The 17589-nt window shown below is 67.2% G+C and carries 16 protein-coding genes; 11 read left to right on the top strand and 5 right to left on the bottom strand.

Annotated features, from left to right (window positions below; genetic code table 11):
* Position 1: 1 nt before the first annotated feature.
* On the bottom strand, positions 2 to 1318 hold the full coding sequence (locus ABD998_RS03885) for an aminotransferase class I/II-fold pyridoxal phosphate-dependent enzyme (protein ID WP_345436105.1): 1317 nt from the start codon (positions 1316 to 1318) through the stop codon (positions 2 to 4).
* Positions 1319 to 1618: 300 nt separating this feature from the next.
* Here ABD998_RS03885 and ABD998_RS03880 point away from each other — a divergent pair, with 300 nt between their 5' ends.
* Genes ABD998_RS03880 through ABD998_RS03865 form a run of 4 tightly spaced genes read left to right on the top strand, consistent with a single transcriptional unit; the run spans position 1619 to position 6810 of the window.
* A complete protein-coding gene (locus tag ABD998_RS03880; protein WP_345436103.1) occupies positions 1619 to 2551 on the top strand; it encodes an ABC transporter permease in 933 nt (310 codons plus the stop codon).
* Complete coding sequence (locus ABD998_RS03875; RefSeq protein WP_345436101.1) at positions 2548 to 3483, top strand: ABC transporter permease; 936 nt, start codon at positions 2548 to 2550, stop codon at positions 3481 to 3483. Before ABD998_RS03880 ends, ABD998_RS03875 begins: the two co-directional genes overlap by 4 nt.
* A 2-nt stretch (positions 3484 to 3485) precedes the next feature.
* On the top strand, positions 3486 to 5117 hold the full coding sequence (locus tag ABD998_RS03870) for an ABC transporter ATP-binding protein (protein ID WP_345436099.1): 1632 nt from the start codon (positions 3486 to 3488) through the stop codon (positions 5115 to 5117).
* Positions 5118 to 5151: 34 nt separating this feature from the next.
* Complete coding sequence (locus ABD998_RS03865; protein ID WP_345436097.1) at positions 5152 to 6810, top strand: ABC transporter substrate-binding protein; 1659 nt, start codon at positions 5152 to 5154, stop codon at positions 6808 to 6810.
* A 321-nt stretch (positions 6811 to 7131) separates the two neighbouring features.
* Here the strand turns inward: ABD998_RS03865 and ABD998_RS03860 are convergent, their stop codons facing one another.
* Positions 7132 to 7599 (bottom strand): Lrp/AsnC family transcriptional regulator, encoded by a 468-nt coding sequence (locus tag ABD998_RS03860; RefSeq protein ID WP_345436095.1) that lies wholly within the window; start codon positions 7597 to 7599, stop codon positions 7132 to 7134.
* A 118-nt stretch (positions 7600 to 7717) separates the two neighbouring features.
* Between ABD998_RS03860 and ABD998_RS03855 the strand changes: the two genes are divergently transcribed.
* Both ABD998_RS03855 and ABD998_RS03850 read left to right on the top strand, forming a co-directional pair.
* A complete protein-coding gene (locus ABD998_RS03855) occupies positions 7718 to 8617 on the top strand; it encodes a PhzF family phenazine biosynthesis protein (protein ID WP_345436093.1) in 900 nt (299 codons plus the stop codon).
* 190 nt (positions 8618 to 8807) lie between these two features.
* A complete protein-coding gene (locus ABD998_RS03850; protein WP_345436091.1) occupies positions 8808 to 9365 on the top strand; it encodes an RBBP9/YdeN family alpha/beta hydrolase in 558 nt (185 codons plus the stop codon).
* A gap of 184 nt (positions 9366 to 9549) precedes the next feature.
* On the opposite strand, the gene ABD998_RS03845 is transcribed toward ABD998_RS03850, so the two are convergent.
* Positions 9550 to 10830 carry an MFS transporter gene (locus ABD998_RS03845; RefSeq protein ID WP_345436089.1) on the bottom strand — a complete coding sequence of 427 codons (1281 nt, stop codon included), beginning with the start codon at positions 10828 to 10830 and terminating at the stop codon, positions 9550 to 9552.
* A gap of 82 nt (positions 10831 to 10912) precedes the next feature.
* Between ABD998_RS03845 and ABD998_RS03840 the strand changes: the two genes are divergently transcribed.
* On the top strand, positions 10913 to 11239 hold the full coding sequence (locus tag ABD998_RS03840; protein WP_345436087.1) for an ArsR/SmtB family transcription factor: 327 nt from the start codon (positions 10913 to 10915) through the stop codon (positions 11237 to 11239).
* A 288-nt stretch (positions 11240 to 11527) separates the two neighbouring features.
* Here ABD998_RS03840 and ABD998_RS03835 read toward each other — a convergent pair whose 3' ends face one another.
* Positions 11528 to 12394: an alcohol dehydrogenase catalytic domain-containing protein gene (locus ABD998_RS03835; protein ID WP_345436085.1), complete on the bottom strand. Its 867-nt coding sequence runs from the start codon at positions 12392 to 12394 to the stop codon at positions 11528 to 11530.
* A gap of 182 nt (positions 12395 to 12576) precedes the next feature.
* Positions 12577 to 13536: a carbohydrate kinase family protein gene (locus ABD998_RS03830; protein ID WP_345436083.1), complete on the bottom strand. Its 960-nt coding sequence runs from the start codon at positions 13534 to 13536 to the stop codon at positions 12577 to 12579.
* A 90-nt stretch (positions 13537 to 13626) separates the two neighbouring features.
* Between ABD998_RS03830 and ABD998_RS03825 the strand changes: the two genes are divergently transcribed.
* From ABD998_RS03825 to ABD998_RS03810, 4 genes are all read left to right on the top strand, one after another.
* Complete coding sequence (locus ABD998_RS03825; RefSeq protein WP_345436081.1) at positions 13627 to 14376, top strand: DeoR/GlpR family DNA-binding transcription regulator; 750 nt, start codon at positions 13627 to 13629, stop codon at positions 14374 to 14376.
* On the top strand, positions 14373 to 15689 hold the full coding sequence (locus ABD998_RS03820) for a family 4 glycosyl hydrolase (protein WP_345436079.1): 1317 nt from the start codon (positions 14373 to 14375) through the stop codon (positions 15687 to 15689). The genes ABD998_RS03825 and ABD998_RS03820 overlap by 4 nt, the downstream gene beginning before the upstream one ends.
* A 144-nt stretch (positions 15690 to 15833) precedes the next feature.
* Entirely contained in the window at positions 15834 to 16718 is an 885-nt protein-coding gene (locus ABD998_RS03815) for a carbohydrate ABC transporter permease (protein WP_345436077.1), read from the top strand.
* Positions 16705 to 17553: a carbohydrate ABC transporter permease gene (locus tag ABD998_RS03810; protein WP_345436075.1), complete on the top strand. Its 849-nt coding sequence runs from the start codon at positions 16705 to 16707 to the stop codon at positions 17551 to 17553. The genes ABD998_RS03815 and ABD998_RS03810 overlap by 14 nt, the downstream gene beginning before the upstream one ends.
* The last annotated feature ends 36 nt before the right edge of the window (positions 17554 to 17589 follow it).

Raw genomic sequence — 17589 nt, 5'->3', positions numbered from 1 at the left:
GTCAGGCGGTCACAGCTGACACGAGAGCCGCGGCCATCCGCTCACGTTGGGAGCGGGTGAGATCTGTCTGCCCGACGGGTATGCGGATGTGCCCGCGGTCGACGGCGTCCAACCAGCACACGCTCCCCAGACCCCCGATCATTCCGTCAGCGGTGAGGTGCTCGACGGCGGCAACCTCCTCGCGCACCGGCACCCAGAGAACGAGGCCCTCGCCTGCAGGCAGTGGGAGCCCGGCCTCGTCCATGGACCGGACCAGAGCCCGGCGTCGCTGCTCGTACCGCCGGGCGGCGCTCTGCACGAACGCACGGGTGTCGGCATCGGTCAGCAACCACGCCAGGGCGTTCTGCAGCACAGGGCTGTTCCACACGGCCAACATTCCACGTGCCATGTTGACCGCTCGGATGGCGTCGTTGCTGCCGCTGATCACCGCGGTGCGCAGCCCGAGGCCGTGGCTGACATCGAACGAGCGGATGCGCACCACCGCGTCGGGAAGATGACGCGCAAGGCTCACCGCAGGCGCCGTCGACGCGGCACCGACCATGTCGTCCTCGACGATGACGACATCGGGATGCGTCTCGAGTACATCCGCGAGCTCCCTGACACGCCGAGGCGAAGCAGAGCGGCCGGAAGGGTAGTGCGCGCGCGGCTGCCAGTAGAACATGCCGGCTTTGCGTTGCACGACCGCCTGGCGAAGCTGATCGGGATCAGGCCCCTCCTCGTCCCAGGACACCCCGACCTGCGCTCGACGGTGATGCCGCAACAGCGCCATCGTCCGTTGCGCTGTCGGCTGTTCCACCGCGACTGGCCGCGCCCGCGGTGCGAGCGCACGCAGAACGAGCGCGGACGCATCCGTGGCCCCGTCCGCTGTCGTCCACGATGCGGGGCGGTACGGCCAGTCCTCTTCCACCGCGGAACGAAGCGGATCGGTGATGTAGGCGAAGTCGTGCGCGTTGACTGTGTCCCCAGAGAGTGCCGCTGTGAAGGCGTTCTGCAAAGCCGGTTGAAGTTCGGGGTCGGCAGCGCCTTGTGCGACGTCCATGAGGATCGACCCGGCGGTGGTGGAGATCTGCCGTTTGCCCGACCGTGGAGCGATGAACGTGCCCCGCCGTCCCTCGGTGCGGATCACCCCCGACGCGTGCAGACGGCCCCACGCGTCGGAGACGGTCGTGGGGGAGACCGACAGCGAGGAGGCGAGAGCGCGAATGGTGGGCAGTCGCGTCCCCGCAGCGAGGTGTCCGGCGTCGACCAGCTCACGGAGATCCTCGGCGATCGCCTGGCTCGTCCGCCCCGAGATCGAGCTCCACACGTCGATGCTCACGTGGATATGCCTCCGGGCCGACTGGATGGTGAGTGTGCACTGCGCGTGGCGATCGCCCGGCGACGGCAAAATCCTAAGGCAGAGGTCGCGTGCGCGCTGCACAGCGCCAGCGCGTCGTTTCAGCATCCACGCGGATGTTCCGCGAGATCGCCGCGGCGCGCAGCCGGCGGGAGCAACCGCATCTGTTGCGGGAGAAGTCCGGCGGTGTCCAGGTGTGACGGTGAGGCGTCCACGATCTCTGCCGGCGTGTTGTTGTCGTTCCCGGGCCTACATGAGAGAGGTCCGGAACGGAGGTCGCGGGTGAGATACGTCATCCGGCGCGTGCTGTACGCGCTGTTCGTGGTGTGGGCGGCGTACACGATCACGTGGCTGCTGCTGTTCTACCTGCCGGGTAACAGCGCGTCCATGATGATCAGCGGCGCGGGTGCTGACATCGATAAGACGCTGCTGGCGACGCTCGAAGCACGGTACGGGCTGGACCGCCCGGCCTATGAGCAGTACTTCGGGCTGTTGTGGCAGACGCTCACGGGTGATCTCGGCACGTCGATCGCTCTCGGTGTGCCGGTCGCGGTCGTCATTGGGGGCGCACTTCCGCACACCCTTGCGCTGGGCGCGCTTGCGCTCGTGCTCAGCGTCATCTTGGGCTTCGCGATCGCGCTACTCGCCAACACGGCGCGGGCGAGCTGGTTGCGCAACATCCTGTTCTCGCTGCCTTCGGCGTTCCTCTCCTTCCCGGTGTTCCTCACCGGCCTGATCTTGATCCAGATCTTCGCTTTCCAGCTCCATGTGCTTCCTGCCGTTGGAAACGACGGCTTCCGCGCCCTCATCCTTCCGGCGGTGACCTCGGCCATCCCGGCGAGCGCGGCGATCGCGCAGGTGACCGCGAAGAGCCTGTTCGAGTACACGCACGGCCCGCAGGCCACCTTCCTGAGCGCCCGCGGCGTCGGCCGCGGTCGGATCGTGTTCGCGCACGGTCTGCGCAACGCCGTCATTCCGGCCGCCACGATCATCGGGATGTCCGTGGGCGGCATCCTCGCCGGCGCCGTCATCACCGAGACCGTGTTCTCGCGCCAGGGCTTGGGACGCGTGCTGCAGGCTGGGGTCGTCAGCCAGGACGTTCCTGTCGTCCAGGGCGTCGTGATCGTCTCGGCGCTGCTGTTCGCTCTTGCGAACCTCGCCGTCGATCTCTTCTACCCGCGGATCGATCCGCGCATCCGATTGGGGGTCTCATGACAGTGGATATCGCAGATGAGGCGATCGCACGCGAGACGGCGGCGAACGCCGGCTCAGCCGTCGCCGAGGTTCCCGGCGGCATCGCGATCGTCGAGACCGAGCCCGCCCGCGCCAGGCCCCGTCGATCGGCGCGGGTCGCTCAGGCAACGCAGCCGACCTTCATCCTCTCGGCGCTGCTGATCGCCGCGGTGATCGTGGCCGCGTTCGTACCATCGCTGTTCACGAGCCTCGACCCGTACGCCACCGATCTTGCGAACAAGCTCGCGGCGCCGACGTGGCAGCATCCCCTCGGCACCGACAATCTCGGACGCGACCAGTACACGCGGGTCGTCTACGGCACCGCGAACACGCTCATCGCGTCACTGCTCGCCGTCGTGCTCGGGCTCTCGATCAGCGCCGTGCTCGGCATCCTCGCCGGATACCTCGGCGGCTGGGTCGACGAGGTCGTGGGCCGCTTCGTCGACATCTTCCTCGCCGTGCCGGGCCTGCTGGTCTCGCTCATGATCGTCACGACGCTCGGCTACGGCACGATCAACATCGCCGTGGCGGTCGGCATCGGCTCGATCGCCGCGTTCACCCGGATCTTGCGCGCCGAGGTGCTGCGGGTACGCGAGTCCGACTTCGTCACGGCCGCGCGCCTGTCGGGCCAGCGATGGTGGAACATCCTCCCGCGCCACGTCTTCCCGCACTCGATCGGGCCCCTCATCGCACTGCTGGCGCTGCAGTTCGGCGAGGCGCTGCTGGCGATCTCGGCGCTGAGCTTCCTCGGGTTCGGGGTGCAGCCGCCCGAGCCGGAGTGGGGCCTGCTCGTCTCGGAGGGCCGCACCTACCTCTCCACCGCGTGGTGGCTCGCGATCCTGCCCGGCCTCGTCATCGTGCTGGTCGTGCTCGCAGCCAACCGCATCAGCAAGTTCATCGAGAAGGTGACCTGAGAATGACCGACACCGCGCTGCTCGAGGTCGAGGACCTCACCGTCCGCTATGCCACCGCCGGCGATGACGTCGTCGCGCTCGACAGGGTCTCCCTCCGGCTGGCTCGGGGTGAGCGTCTGGCCGTCATCGGCGAATCGGGCTCGGGCAAGTCCACGCTCACCCACGTGCTGCTCGGCATCCTGTCGCGCAACGCCCACGTGAACGCCGCTCGTGCCGAACTCGACGGCGTCGATCTTCTGGGCGGCCTCACCGAGAAGCAGTGGAACGAGCTGCGCCGCTCCCGGGTGGCCTACATCCCGCAAGACCCGAACATCGCGCTGAACCCTGTGCAGCAGATCGGCCGGCAGCTCGACGAGGCGCTGCGGCTGTCGCCGCAGAAGGTCGAGAAGCTGCGGCGGCGCGACGAAGCGCTCGCGTTGCTGACGCGGGTGGGGATCGCGGATGCCGAGCGCGTCTACGCCTCCTACCCGCACCAGGTCAGTGGCGGTCAGCGCCAGCGCGTGCTGATCGCTATCGCGCTGGTCGGGCGCCCGCAGCTGATCATCGCCGACGAACCGACGTCCGGGCTGGACGTGACCGTGCAGAAGACCGTGCTCGATGCCTTGGACGAGCTGGTCACCGAGACCGGTGTCTCGCTCATCCTGGTGACCCACGACCTCGCCGTCGCGCGCCGCCGCTCCGACCGGCTCATCGTGCTCCAGCACGGCCGGATCGTGGAGGACGGCGCCACCGTGGCCGTCACCGACCGCCCGCAGCACGCCTACACCCGCCGGCTGCTCGACGCGGTTCCCTCCCTGCACGCGGGCAAACTCTCGCCGACGCCGGGCGTGCCGGGGCCGGCAGCGCCGCACGAGGAGGGCGGTCTTGTCGCTCGCGATCTGGTCAAGACGTATGTGCGACGCGATGCGCGGCTCGGCAAGATCGTCACGCCGGCAGTGCGCGGGGTCGGGTTCACGATCGAGCCCGGGTCGACCTACGGGCTGGTGGGGGAGTCCGGATCAGGCAAGTCCACGCTCGCGCGCATCGTCGCAGGCATCGACCGCGCCGACGAGGGCTCCGTGCTCTTCCGAGGCCAGGACGTCGCCCAGGCGCGTGGAGCCGATCTGCGGACGTTGCGCACCCGCATCCAGTACGTGTTCCAGAACCCGTACACGTCGCTGAATCCCCGCTGGCGCATCCGCGACGTCGTGGCCGAGCCGCTGCGCGGGTTCAAGGTCGCCACCGGGGCGGAGTTGGAGCGCCGGGTCCGCGAAGCGCTCGACGTCGTCGGGCTCCCCTCTGCGGTCGCCGGCCGCACCCCGTCCGAGCTGTCGGGCGGCCAACGGCAACGTGTCGCGATCGCCCGCTCGATCGTACTGAAGCCGGAGCTCATCGTGCTCGACGAGCCGGTCTCGGCCCTGGATGTCTCGGTGCAGGCGCAGATCATGCAGCTACTCATCGATCTCCAGTACGAGTTCGGCGCCGCCTACCTATTCATCTCGCACGACCTCGCCGTCATCCGCGAGCTGTCCGACCGGGTCGGGGTGCTCCGGGCCGGAGAGCTCCTCGAGGAGGGACCTGTCGGCGAGGTGTTCGCCGACCCGCAGCACGACTACACCCGCCGGCTCGTCGATTCCATTCCGCAATTCGCCTGACCTTCATCGTCCCCTAACCCGAGGAGCAGTATCAATGTCCCGTTTCACGACCCGCCATCGCGGACGCACAGCATCCGCGGCAGTTGCCGCGCTTGCAGCCGCCACAATTCTCCTCAGCGCGTGCGCTTCTTCGACAACCGACGCCGCCAGCGCCGATGCTGCCGGTGAGCGTGTTGACGGTGGAACGATCACGGCGTACAGCGCCAACATCAGCTATCTCGACCCGCGGCAGAACCACGGCTTCGTTGGGCGCGCACTCGCGGACTCGCTGCTCGACATCGATCCCGACACGTTCGAGCTGAAGCCCTGGCTCGCATCAGCGTGGTCGGTGAACGACGACCAGACGGAGTTCAGCTTCACGCTGCGTGACGACGTTACATTCTCGGACGGCACAAAGCTCACCGGAGACGTTGTGAAGGCCAACTTCGACGGTGCTGTCCAGCAGATCGAGGACGGCGTCGGCTGGTACATCCGAGGCCTGTTCGACAACTACATCGAGACCGAGGTCGTCAGCGACACCGAGGTCGTCGTGAAGTTCAGCGAGCCCAATCCGGCGTTCCTGCCGACCATTCCGACCAGCTTCCTCGCCATCCTGTCCGCCGACTCGTTCGACAAGAGCTACGAAGAACGCCAGGCGGGCGACTTCTCGGGCAGCGGCGCGTTCGAGCTCGAGGAGTACACCCCGAACGAGCAGATCACGCTCGTGCGTCGCGACGACTACGACTGGGCCTCCGAGGTGGCCGAGCACACCGGCCCGGCAAGCCTCGAGAAGATCACGATCAATTTCGTCGACGAGCAGTCCGTCCGCGAGAACGCGCTCCTCTCCGGGGAAGTGCAGCTTGCCCAGAACCCCACGGTCGAAGGCACCAAGCAGCTCACAGATCAGGGCTTCGGACTGATCTCGCGCGCACAGTCGGGTAACCCGTACAGCCTGGTCCCGAACTTCGCTCGTCCGCTGACCAAAGACATCGAGCTGCGTCGTGCGCTGGCGAAGGTGATCGACCGCGACACCATCCAGTCGAGCATCACCACCGACGCAGAGCCCGCCTCGACCAGCGTGCTGACGCCGCAGACCTTCGGCTATGCCGACCAGTCCGACCTCATCTCCTTCGATCCCGAAGGCGCGGAGGAGATCCTCGATGAAGCTGGATGGGTCGTCGGCGACGACGGCATCCGCGAGAAGGACGGACAGCGGCTCACGTTCACGCTCGTGAACTGGTGGGAGCCGAAGGCGGTTATCGACGCGCTGCAGCTCATCAAGGAGGACGCTGCGAAGGTCGGCATCGAGATCGAGCTTGTCAACGAGGCGCCCGGCGGGAGCACCTGGACGGACGGCAAGGGCGACTTCCTCTACAACAACGCCACGCGGGCCGACGGCGGCATCGCGCTGTACTCGCAGTACACCGACGAGTACCTGCTCGCGAACTCCGGTGCGACGACCGAGGAGGTGATTGAGCCGGGCTCGGACCTCAATGGCATCCTGGAGGCGTCGTTCGTCGAGCCCGACACCGACAAGCGACAGGACCTGCTCGCCCAGGCGCAGGAAATCATCGTTCGGGACGCCGTCCGCATCCCGGTCTTCGACAACGTCAATAGCGAATCGGGCTACTTCGCCTACGACAGCAAGCTCCACGGCCTGCGTGAGAACTCCATCTCCGAGCTCGTGCTCTATGACGCCTGGCTCACGAGCTGAGCCATCGAGGTCCGTCTAGACCGGACGAGGGCTCGTCACGGTGGCGAGCCCTCGTCTCGCTCTCGCCCCTGGCGGGTACGACCGCATCACGAAGCGAGCTGGTTCATTGCGGAACACGATCGCGGGTGGCCGTTCGGGAGCCAAGATGGTGCGCGATTCGGGCTGGAGGCGCCATTTCTCGTCGAAACGGGCGTTTGCTGGCCACCTTGGCCAGCCAACGCCCGTTTCGACGAAAAAATAGACGGCTCGCAGCGGATTGCCTTCCTGGCTGCTGAGAGAGCGCGAGCAAGCGCGAGGCGAAGGCACCGGTTTGGTCGGTGATTACGGCTGGGCACGGCGTTGGGCCGGGGTGGGTGCAGGCCGGTCAGTAACGGTCTCGTATACGAGGTCTGTGGTGATGGAGCCGACCTGGGCGAGCTCGGTCGTGATGCGTTCGAGGTCGTTCATATCGGTGGCCAGGACCTCAAGGCTGTAGCAAGACTCTCCGGTGATGCGGAGTGCGCGAACGATCTGGGGATTCCGCTGCAGTACCGCCGTGATCTTGTCGTACAGGGCGCCATGCACTTTCACGCGCACGACGGCATGGAGTGTGTAGCCGAGTGCAGTGGGGGAGACGTGAACAGTGTGGCCCGTGACGACGCCGCGTTCTTCGAGCGAGCGCAATCGCACCCTGGTGGCGGAGACGCCGAGGTGGACCGCTTGGCTGAGCTCTGTGAGCGTCGCCCGTGAGTTCGCTTGCAGGGCCCGAACAAGCTGATCATCGATCTCATCGAGAGGCGAAGCGGTCATGCGTTGAGTGTTCCGCAACTATTGCGGTGCTCCGCGCTATTGACCGTGCGTATCTCATTCCGTGTCGCACAGGTGCTCAATATCGTTGAGAAGAAACTGAGCCGGGAGGATGCGACGAATGTCACGAGACGTGCCCTTTGTCCTTGTGGATGTATTCGCTGACGAGCCCCTGAGCGGCAACCCGCTCGCGCTGGTGCCGGATGCGGAGGGACTGCCAGTGTCGACGATGCGGGCGATTGCGCGAGAGTTCAATCAGTCGGAGACGACGTTCCTGGTACGTCCCACTGTTCGCGACGCGCTGTGGCGATTGCGTTCCTTCACTCCGATCGGCGCGGAAGTTCTCGGAGCGGGGCACAACGCGATGGGTGCGTGGATCTGGCTTGCGGCGACCGACCGGCTCCCTGTCGGCGAGACGGATTTCCGGCAGCAGATCGGTGACGACGTGCTCCCGGTTCGGGTGCTCAGGAACGACGGCTCGCCAGCGGTGGTGTCCATGGAGCAGTCGCGACCGGAGTTCGGGGCGACGGTCAGCGATTCCGGGGAGCTCGTCGCAGCGCTCGGCCTCGTCGACTCGGACATGGTGGCCGGTGAGGTGGCGCAGACGGTGTCCACTGGCGCGAGCCATCTGCTGGTCCCGTTGAGAGGACGGGACGCGGTGGACCGGGCTCGGCCCGACTCGGCGCGCCTGCTCCCTGCCCTCCATGCCGCCGACGCCGAAGGCTGCTACGTCTACAGCCTGGACCCGATCGCCGCCGACGTCGGCTCCGTCGCGTACGCGCGCTTCTTCAATCCGACTGTCGGAATCTCGGAAGACCCTGCCACCGGAACAGCGGCCGGTCCGTTGGTCGCCTCGCTCGTCGCCGCCGGCAAAGTCGCAGACCGTGCATCGGTCGTCGTCGAACAGGGCTACGCTCTCGGGCGTCCGAGCAAGCTCGCCGTGACCGTTGCCGGAGAGCACGTGCTGCTCAGCGGTTCCGGTCTCGTCGTCGCTGAAGGCGTCCTCCACCTCGCGGAGTGAACAGTGAGTGAAATGCGATGGCCCTCGCAACACGACCATCTAGTGGGCAACATCTCGCCTCAATGCGCCAAATGGCGTCGTCGCCAGTCGTTGGGGCGCCGGCACTCGCCTCTCAGCGAGCCATCCTCCACGGCGGATGTCACCGGGGGCAACATCGGAATAGTCGTGCCGGTCCGAAGTTGCGACTGTCATGCCCATCACACGCGTTGTCGTCGCTCACGGCTATGGTGCCCAGCCCGCAGACCACTGGTTCCCTTGGCTCGCGGAGGCACTGACCGAGGAGGGGGTGTCGGTGATCGTGCCTCGTCTTCCGGACTCTGATGCTCCACGACCCGACCGGTGGACCGGCGACCTGGTGGAGGTGATCGGCGTGCCAGACGCGAACACGGCCGTCGTGGCGCACAGCCTGGGGACCGCGTCCACGCTTCACGCTCTCGACCGGGTCCCAGGGGAGTGGGTGCTCGGCGCGTTCGTCTCTGTAGCCGGTTTTGTCTCAGCGCTTCCCGCGCTCCCGCAGTTGGACTCATTCACGGCCATCCGCCCGGACGTTGCACGTACCGCTTCGCGCACGGCCGTCCGCGCGGTTGTCCAGTCGGACGCCGACTCCTACGTGCCCGCATCCCATACCCGAGAGCTGAGTGATCTCCTTCGAGCGGAGACGTTCACGCTCGCCGGCGCGGGGCACTTCCTCGGCGAAGACGATGTTCGAGCGTTGCCGATCGTCCTCGACCGACTGCAAGACGCCTGAGTATCTCGAAGCGGCGGACGATCGACCGCGGAAGAGAGATGGATCACGCGTCAGCGCGGCCGCGATTGAACCGGCACGTGACCGCGTCCCGCCTTCTGCGACTCGATGATGCCCTGGGCGACCGGTCGCGTGACGACGAGCCGAACGCCCTCGCTGCGACGGTGCGGTATCCGCTTCGAGATGCTCAGCTGCTCGGCCCGAGATGTCTCATCGTCCGGGGAGGGGTGGTCGGGGTGCCTGTCCGGGCGCGGATGATCGCCGCGATTCCTGCGGCGAGTGCCACCCCGGCTCCGAAGGCGAGTACGGCGGTGTGCAGACCGATCGTCGAGGCGAGCGCGCCGGCAATGACCGCCGGTACTCCGAACGAGAGGTAGGCCACGATGTAGAGCGATGCAAACAGCTCGGCGCGCTCGTGTACGGCCGCGAAGGGCATGATCGATCCGACCGTGCCTGAGAACGCAGTTCCGAAGCCGGTACCTGCGATGACGACGGCCACGATGTACAGCGGCAACGATCCGACCGCGAGCGCGATGAGCATCAGCAGTGTACCTACCGCAAGGGCTGACGCGCCGTAGACGGCGTTGACGAGCGGCCGGCGATTGCGCATCACGAATGCGGCGATCGCGCCGGTCGCGGGAAGCGCTCCGATCACGAGGCCCTGCGCCAGTGAGCTGTTCACGCGCAGCTCAGCGTGCACGATACTCGGGCCGAGAGAGAGGAAGAGGCCGCCCGTTGCCCAGCCGGCCAGGATGATCGGCACACTGATGCCGAAAAGGCGGGCTGCCGCACGGGGGACCGCAACACGGGGTCGGAGCGCCCGGCGCCAGCCCGCTTCACGTGGGGAGGTCTCCGGGGTTGCCCAGATGAGCGCAGCCACGATCAGGTACGCGAACGCGAGCGGGACGAAGGTCGCTGTCGCCGCGGCAGGGCCCGCCGCCTCGAGGAGGGCACCCGCGTACAGAGTGCCGACCGCTAAGCCGGTCATGGGCGCGATCGAGTTGAGCAGCGTGGCGGCTTTCGGTCGATGCGGAGGTGCGAAGTCGACGATCGTGGCCGATATCGTCGAGATCAGTGCGCCGCTGGCAATGCCTTGCATCGACCGGCCGAGATACAGCATCGTCCCGGTGTCCGCACGCCAGACGAGCAGGATGGCCCCCGCGAGAAGCAGATACCCGATGAAGATGATCGGGCGGCGGCCGAGGTGGTCCGAGATCGATCCAACCGTGAGGAGGGCGATGAGGAGCGCAACGGCGTACACGGCGAATGCGATCGTCACGCCGAAGGCGCCGATGCCGAGCTGTTCCTGCAGATGCGGGTAGAACGGCGACGGCGCGCTCGCTCCGATCATCATGATGGTGCTGGCGAGGCCTGCGAGCCCGAATCCGAACGCTCGTCGGGGGATGGAGGATGCACGCTCCGACCGCGACCTAGCCTGCACGGAGACGGAATTCGTATCAGCAGCCATGAGCGCGCATCCTTCGGTTCCAAAAAATTCGAACTCTCGGACGCTACCTGCTGGGACGCAATAGTTCAACTAGAGTCGAACCATGGTTGCGGTCCCCGAGCTCGCGCATCCCGCACGGGATGAGATCCAGCTGAGCAGCGTGCTCTTCGCGCTCAGCGACCCGGATCGACGTGAAGTCGTCCGTCAGCTGCTGGATGGGCCGTTGGATGCAGCGAACTGCTTTGCCTCGGACCCTTCCATGCCCAAGTCGACCAAGTCCCATCTCATGAAGGTGCTCCGTGAGGCCGGGATCATCCGCAACGAACCCCACGGGCGCAACCGTCGGCTGACGTTACGTCGCGCTGACCTCGACAGTCGCTTTCCCGGGCTGATCGATGCGATCTTCACCGCACACGAACCTCCCGATTGAGCGCTCCGAGCTCGACGCCGAAGCGGGCACGCGCGGAGTCGATCTGCGCCCCTCCCAACAGTCGCGGAGTCGAGTAGCCGCGCTCCCGCGTTCGTCCTCGTTGACTCCGCTCGCGAGAGGTGTCATCGTCGTCGGCACTGCGGAGCAGGCGCTCCTATCGGGTCGCTACGGCACCCTTGCCAGGTCAACCCAGAGTTGACACGAGCGGGCGACATTGCGCGAGCGTTTCACCGGTGCCCCCGGACCGAGACTGCGTGCAGACCACGCCGGTGTTCGTGCTCGCGGCGATTAGGCGTGGTCCACGCGGAAGACGACTCGTCCGGACGGGCGGGGCGCTCCCCGTTCGACCCAGGCGGCGAGTTCCGTCCATGGACGGATATCGACGTCGCCGACGCGGAGCCGGTTGTCCGCCGCCAGATAGGCCATCTCATCAGCCAGTCCGTTCTCCGACCCGAGGAAGAAGCTTGTGACGGAGCGGTCAGAGGTTGCCGGACCGGCGATGAATGCTCCGTAGGGGAAACGTTCGTCTGCACCCGCCGAGTGCCCGAGTGCGATGACAGCAGCACCGGAATCGAGGAGTGCGTAGGCGTCGACGAGATGCTGGCCGCCGACCATGTCAATCGCTCCGTGTACGCGAGATGAGACGGAGGAGAGGGAGATGTGCGTCTCACGGGCACCGAGGTGTTGGAGCTCGGTGTGCGTGTTCTCGTCGCGTGCGATGGCGATGACGTGCGCACCGGAGCGGGCGGCGAGCTGCACGGCGATTCTGCCGACCGCGCCCGTCGCTCCCACGATCAGGATGCGTCGCCCGATGACGGAGCCGAGCTTCCGTAGAGCCCTCAGGGCACTGGTCGCCGGCACGGGCAGCGCTGCGAGGTGCTCCCATGCCACATCGGGCGGCGCGGTGGCAGTGGTCGCGTGCGGCACGGCCCGACGCTGTGCCCATCCGCGGGCGCCGAGCCCGAGGAAGAGCACGTGGTCGCCGGCGCGAGGCCCCGTGCCGTCCGCCGCGGCCTCGAGCACGACGCCCGCTCCGTCCCATCCGGGGATGGAGCCCGCGGGGACACCGGGCAGTGCCGCGAGATCGCCGGGGTTCGGAGAGAACGCCTCGACCCTCACCAGCAGCTCGTGCGGAAGCGGAGTCGGTTCTGCCACCTCGCTCAGCCGTAGTCCTCCCATTGCGGCCGGCGCCGTCGTCCATGCCTGCATCTCAGAGCTCCCCGTCCCTCCCTATGAGTCGGGAACCGGCGGCGGTGGGCATGTATTCCGCGTGGCCACCTCTGGAGATGGACTGGGTCGCCGTCGTCGGGTAGGGGCGTTGCCGCCGGGAAGTGGCGTCATCCGGTCGGCTCCTGACTCGGCAAGCCCGCCTCCGCGTCGTGAAGCCCCTCGAGGAAGGCATATCTCGACGACAGTGCGGCATCGGCTCTCGCCGCACGCCACCACTCGTCGATCCCGGCGAGCGTCGGCGAGGCGGTCGCACTTCCGAGGCGGGTGACGGCGAGGCCGGCGCACAGGGCACCGAAGGCGGCGACGTCCGCGAACTGCCATCCGCGCAGTAGGCCGGCGACGACACCGGCCCCGAGCACGTCGCCGGCACCCGTGGTATCGACGGCATCGACGGGGATCGCGGGAATGAGGCTCTCGCTGCCGGCGCCCGCGTCGAGTGCGATCACTCCCTCTGCGCCGCACGTGACGATCACCCGTTCGACCCGGTCCCCGAGAGCGCGCGCGGCCTCGCGGGGTGTGGCCGTCCTGGTGTACGCCATCGCCTCGACGCTGTTCGGGAGAAACACATCGCACGATCGCAGGGGTGCGAGGTCGCCGTCGTCCCAGCGGCCAGAGGCGTCCCATCCGATGTCGGCGACGACGACGGTGCCGTCGGTCCGCGCGCGCGCCGCCACGTCCCGGAGATTCGCGAGCAGCGCCCGAGCCGCGACCGGCGGCGTTCGTCGCCGCGGTGGCGGCTCCTGGAACGTGGCCATCGCGCGATCGTCGCGATCTGAGATGCAGACGGTGAGGGGTGTGCGCCAGCCGTCGAGGAGCGGTGCGGCGGACACGTCCACGGCCTCGGTCATCAGCACATCCCTGCACAGCAGGCCCGCGGCGTCCGCCCCCAGGTCGGAGTGCAGCGCGGTCTGTAACCCGAGCCGTGATGCGGCGATTGCGGCGATCGCCGCACCGCCCGGTCCCAGTGCGGCATCCTGGGCGAAGACCTCCCGCCCGGGATGGACAGTCGCTTGCAATCCCGCCAACGTCACGTCGAGGAAAGTCGGGCCGGAGACGACCAGGTCCATGAAAGCTCCCTCAGATCTCGTGGCGCGTACGTTGCGCGAACATGACTGATTCTGCGCGCTCAGGCTCGATCGCGGTTGTAGCATCAGGATATGTTGACTTCGACGAGGCATGCGCGCATCCTCTCCGTGCTCAGCGCGGACGGCGAGGCGACGGTCGAAGCACTGGCTGACACGCTCAGGGTCTCCCCATCGACCATCCGCCGTGATCTCAACGCGCTCGACGCGGCTGGACTGATGCGCCGTGTGCGCGGTGGCGCCAGTATCGAGCGCGACCCTGTCTCGATCACCCAGACGGCGGTGCAGCAGCGTGCTGAGAAGCAGCGGATCGCTTCGGCGGCTGCCGCCGAGGTGAGAGACGGCGATGTGGTCCTCATCGATATCGGGGCGACGTGCGCTCTCGTCGCGCGCGAACTCCGCGGGCGGAAGATCACGGTGGTCACAGCAAGTCTCGCCGTCGTCGACGAGCTCCGCGAAGACGACGATCTCGAGCTGATCGTACTCGGGGGAGCGGTGCGGAAGAACTACCAGTCGATGGTCGGCGCCTTCGCGCTGCAGGCGCTGACCCAGATCCGTGCATCGGTCTGCTTCCTGGGGACGAGCGGCGTGCAGGCAGATGGCTCGATCCACGACTCCACGCCGACCGAGGTTCCCATCAAGCAAGCCCTTCTGGACGCCTCCGAGCGTCGCATCGTCCTCGCCGACGGGGCGAAGTTCCCCGGGGTGAGCGTCGCTCGCGTCGCGGGTCCCGAGCGCATCGGCATGCTCGTCACCGACGACGGTGCCGACCCCGCGACGCTCGCGGAACTGCGCCGCGCCGGCGTCGACATCACGATCGCATGAAACTGACGATCATCGGCGGGGGAGGGTTCCGCGTGCCCCTCATCGTGGAGGCGGCTGCGGCAGCTCAGCGAACGTCACCCATCGAGGAGATCGTGCTCCACGACGTGTCGCCGGCGCGGCAGGAGCGCATCCTCGCAGTCATCCGCGACATGCCGTCCGCAGCCTCCGTGCGCGTGCGGGCCGTCGCCGATCTCGCGACCGCCCTGCGGGATGCGGACTTCGTCTTCGTCGCCATCCGGCTCGGCGGGACGAACGGCCGCGTTCGTGATGAGCGCATCGCGCTCGAAGCCGGGGTGCTCGGACAGGAGACGGTCGGCGCCGGCGGTCTGGCCTACGCCTGGCGGACCGTTCCCGCGACCCTCGCGCTCGCGGAGGCCATCCGGTCGGCGGTGCCACGAGCGTGGGTGATCAACTTCACGAACCCCGCGGGAATCGTCACCGAGACCATGCAGAAGGTGCTGGGCGACCGCGTCGTCGGCATCTGCGACACACCGATCGGGCTGATCCGCCGCGCTCTCGTCTCCGCGGGGATGCCGGGGAGCAAGGATGTCGACGTCGACTACGTCGGCTTGAATCATCTCGGATGGCTGCGGGCGCTCCGCGTCGACGGCGTGGACCTGCTGCCAGGTCTTCTCGCATCGCCCCGACTGGAGAACCTGGAAGAGGCGCACCTCCTCGGCGCGGACTGGATTCGGGCGTTACGTGCGATCCCGAACGAGTATCTCTTCTACTACTACCGTCATCGCCAGGCGCTCGAATCCGCGCGAGAACGGCCGCTCACCCGCGGCGAGTACCTGCACGAGCAGCAGACCAGGTTCTTCGACGAATCGGCAGGCGACGCGTGGCAGCGATGGAACGATGTGCGCGCGAAACGAGAGCAGACCTACATGACCGAAGGCCGGCGTCCGGGCGCTCGCCGGCGGCCGCAGGATGTCGAGGCCGGCGGATACCACCGCGTCGCACTCGACCTGATGTCCGCGCTCGCCACCGGAGCGTCGACGACCGCGGTGCTGAACGTCCGCAACGGGGCGGTCGTCCCGTCGCTCCCGAGCGACGCCGTGATCGAGACCGCATGCATCGTCGCCGGCGGCAGGATCACGCCGAGCCCGGTCGCACCCTTGACCGGTGACATGCTCGGGCTCGTCCAGCAGGTGAAGGCCTCGGAGCAGCTCATCATCGAGGCTGCCCTTGGCGGTTCGAAGCAGGTTGCGTGGCGAGCGTTCGCCGCGCACCCCCTCATCGATTCCCTCGACATCGCCGCCGATCTCGTCGACCGCTATCTGGACGAGGCTCCCGCTCTGTCGCGCAGCTGAGGTGCGAGGAGCGTCGCTCGCGACGCACCTGTCGCGTCCTAGGCGGGTGACATGAACGTGTGTGACGGCGCGCGGCAATGAGATGCCCACTGTGCGCATATTCTCCCAACATCGAGCATGTTCGAGCGTGACGGGAGGGTGTCCATGGGGAGAGCACGTCGGCTGCGACCGCTGCGGCAGGCTGCCGTCGGATACGCGTTCCTCAGCCCGAGCCTCGTCGGGGTGACGGTGTTCATGCTCGTTCCGGTCGCCGTGGTGCTGTGGCTCACCACGCAGGACTGGGACCTCATCGGCAGCCCTGAGTTCGTCGGGGCGACGCAGATCATCGACGTCCTCAGCGATGCGGCGTTCGTGAACGCGCTCGGGGTGACGTTCCTGCTCATCGCGCTCACGGTTCCGGTGCAGGTCGCCGTCGGCCTGCTTCTCGCGAACCTCCTCACCAAGGGGGTCCGGGGTACGACGGTCTTCCGCACGCTCATCGTCATCCCGTGGATCTCCTCGCCTCTCGCGCTCGGGGTCGTCTGGAAGTGGATCTTCGCGCCGACCGGGGGCCTGCTCAGCGCGATCGTCGGACATCGGGTGGAGATCCTCGTGTCGCCGATGTGGGCACTCCCCGCTGTCGCGTTCGTCGTGATCTGGAACAGCGTCGGCTACACCGCGCTGTTCTTCATCGCAGGCATCCTCGCCATCCCGTCCGAGATCCTCGAGGCCGCGGAGGTCGACGGAGCAACGCGGCTGCGGGCCTTCTGGTCGATCGTTCTGCCCCTGCTGCACCCGACGCTCTTCTTCGTGACCGTGACATCGGTGATCGGCGCGTTCAACGTGTTCGACCAGATCTACGCGCTCACCGGCGGCGGGCCAAACGGGCGCACATCGGTGCTCGCGTGGCAGATCTACGCGGAGGCCTTCGAGAACTGGAACCTCGGGCGCGCTGCGGTCGCGGCCACCGCGATGATGCTCATCCTCATCGCGATCACACTGCTCCAGCACGGGTACTTCCGGCGAAGGATCACCTATGCCCTCTCCTGACCGGACACGCAACCGCCGCGGCGCGCTCGCAACCGCAGGAATCTATCTCGGACTCATCATCGCGGCGGCGATCACCGTCCTGCCGTTCGTCTTCAGCATCATCACCGCCTTCAAGTCCCCGCAGAACTTCGCCAACCAGTCGCCGCTCAGCCTCCCGGACCCCTGGACGTTCGAGAGCTTCCAGGCGATCCTCAGCGGCCGCGTGGAACTCGGCCGCGCCATCCTCATCACACTGGGAACCGTCGTGGTGACCGTCCTCTGCCAGGTCACCTCATCCGTCCTCGCGGCGTACGCGTTCGCACGCCTGCAGTTCCCCGGACGTGATGCGATCTTCTGGCTGTTCCTGTCGACGATGATGATCCCCGGGACGGTCCTGATCGTCCCGCTGTACCTGATGGTCGCCGAAGCCGGGCTGAAAGACACCTTCGCCGGTCTGGTGGTCCCATTCCTCCTGGCCTCCCCATATGCCGTCTTCCTGCTCCGCGAGTACTTTCGCGGCATTCCGCAGGACGTCATCGACGCCGCACGGATCGACGGCGCGGGGCATCTGCGCATCCTCGCGCGCATCGTGGTTCCGCTGTCCACACCGATACTCGCGACCTTGCTGCTGATCACGGTGGTCAGCCAATGGAACTCGTTCATGTGGCCACGGGTGATCGCCGGAAACGAGGTCCCCGTTATCACGGTCGCCACTGCGAGCGTGCAGTCGCAGTACGTCTCCAACTGGACGTATGTCATGGCCGCGACGACGATCGCGCTCGTCCCGCTCATCGTCGTGTTCGTCATCTTCCAGAAGCAGATCGTCCGGTCGATCGCCATCACCGGCATCAAATAGCCCCGCCGGCACCCTTCCGCGGAGCATCGAGAGAGA

Source organism: Microbacterium gilvum (genome assembly GCF_039543865.1).
GTDB lineage: Bacteria > Actinomycetota > Actinomycetes > Actinomycetales > Microbacteriaceae > Microbacterium > Microbacterium gilvum.
The sequence above is the reverse complement of the archived record's forward strand: the minus strand, read 5'-3'. Positions and strand labels throughout refer to the sequence as shown.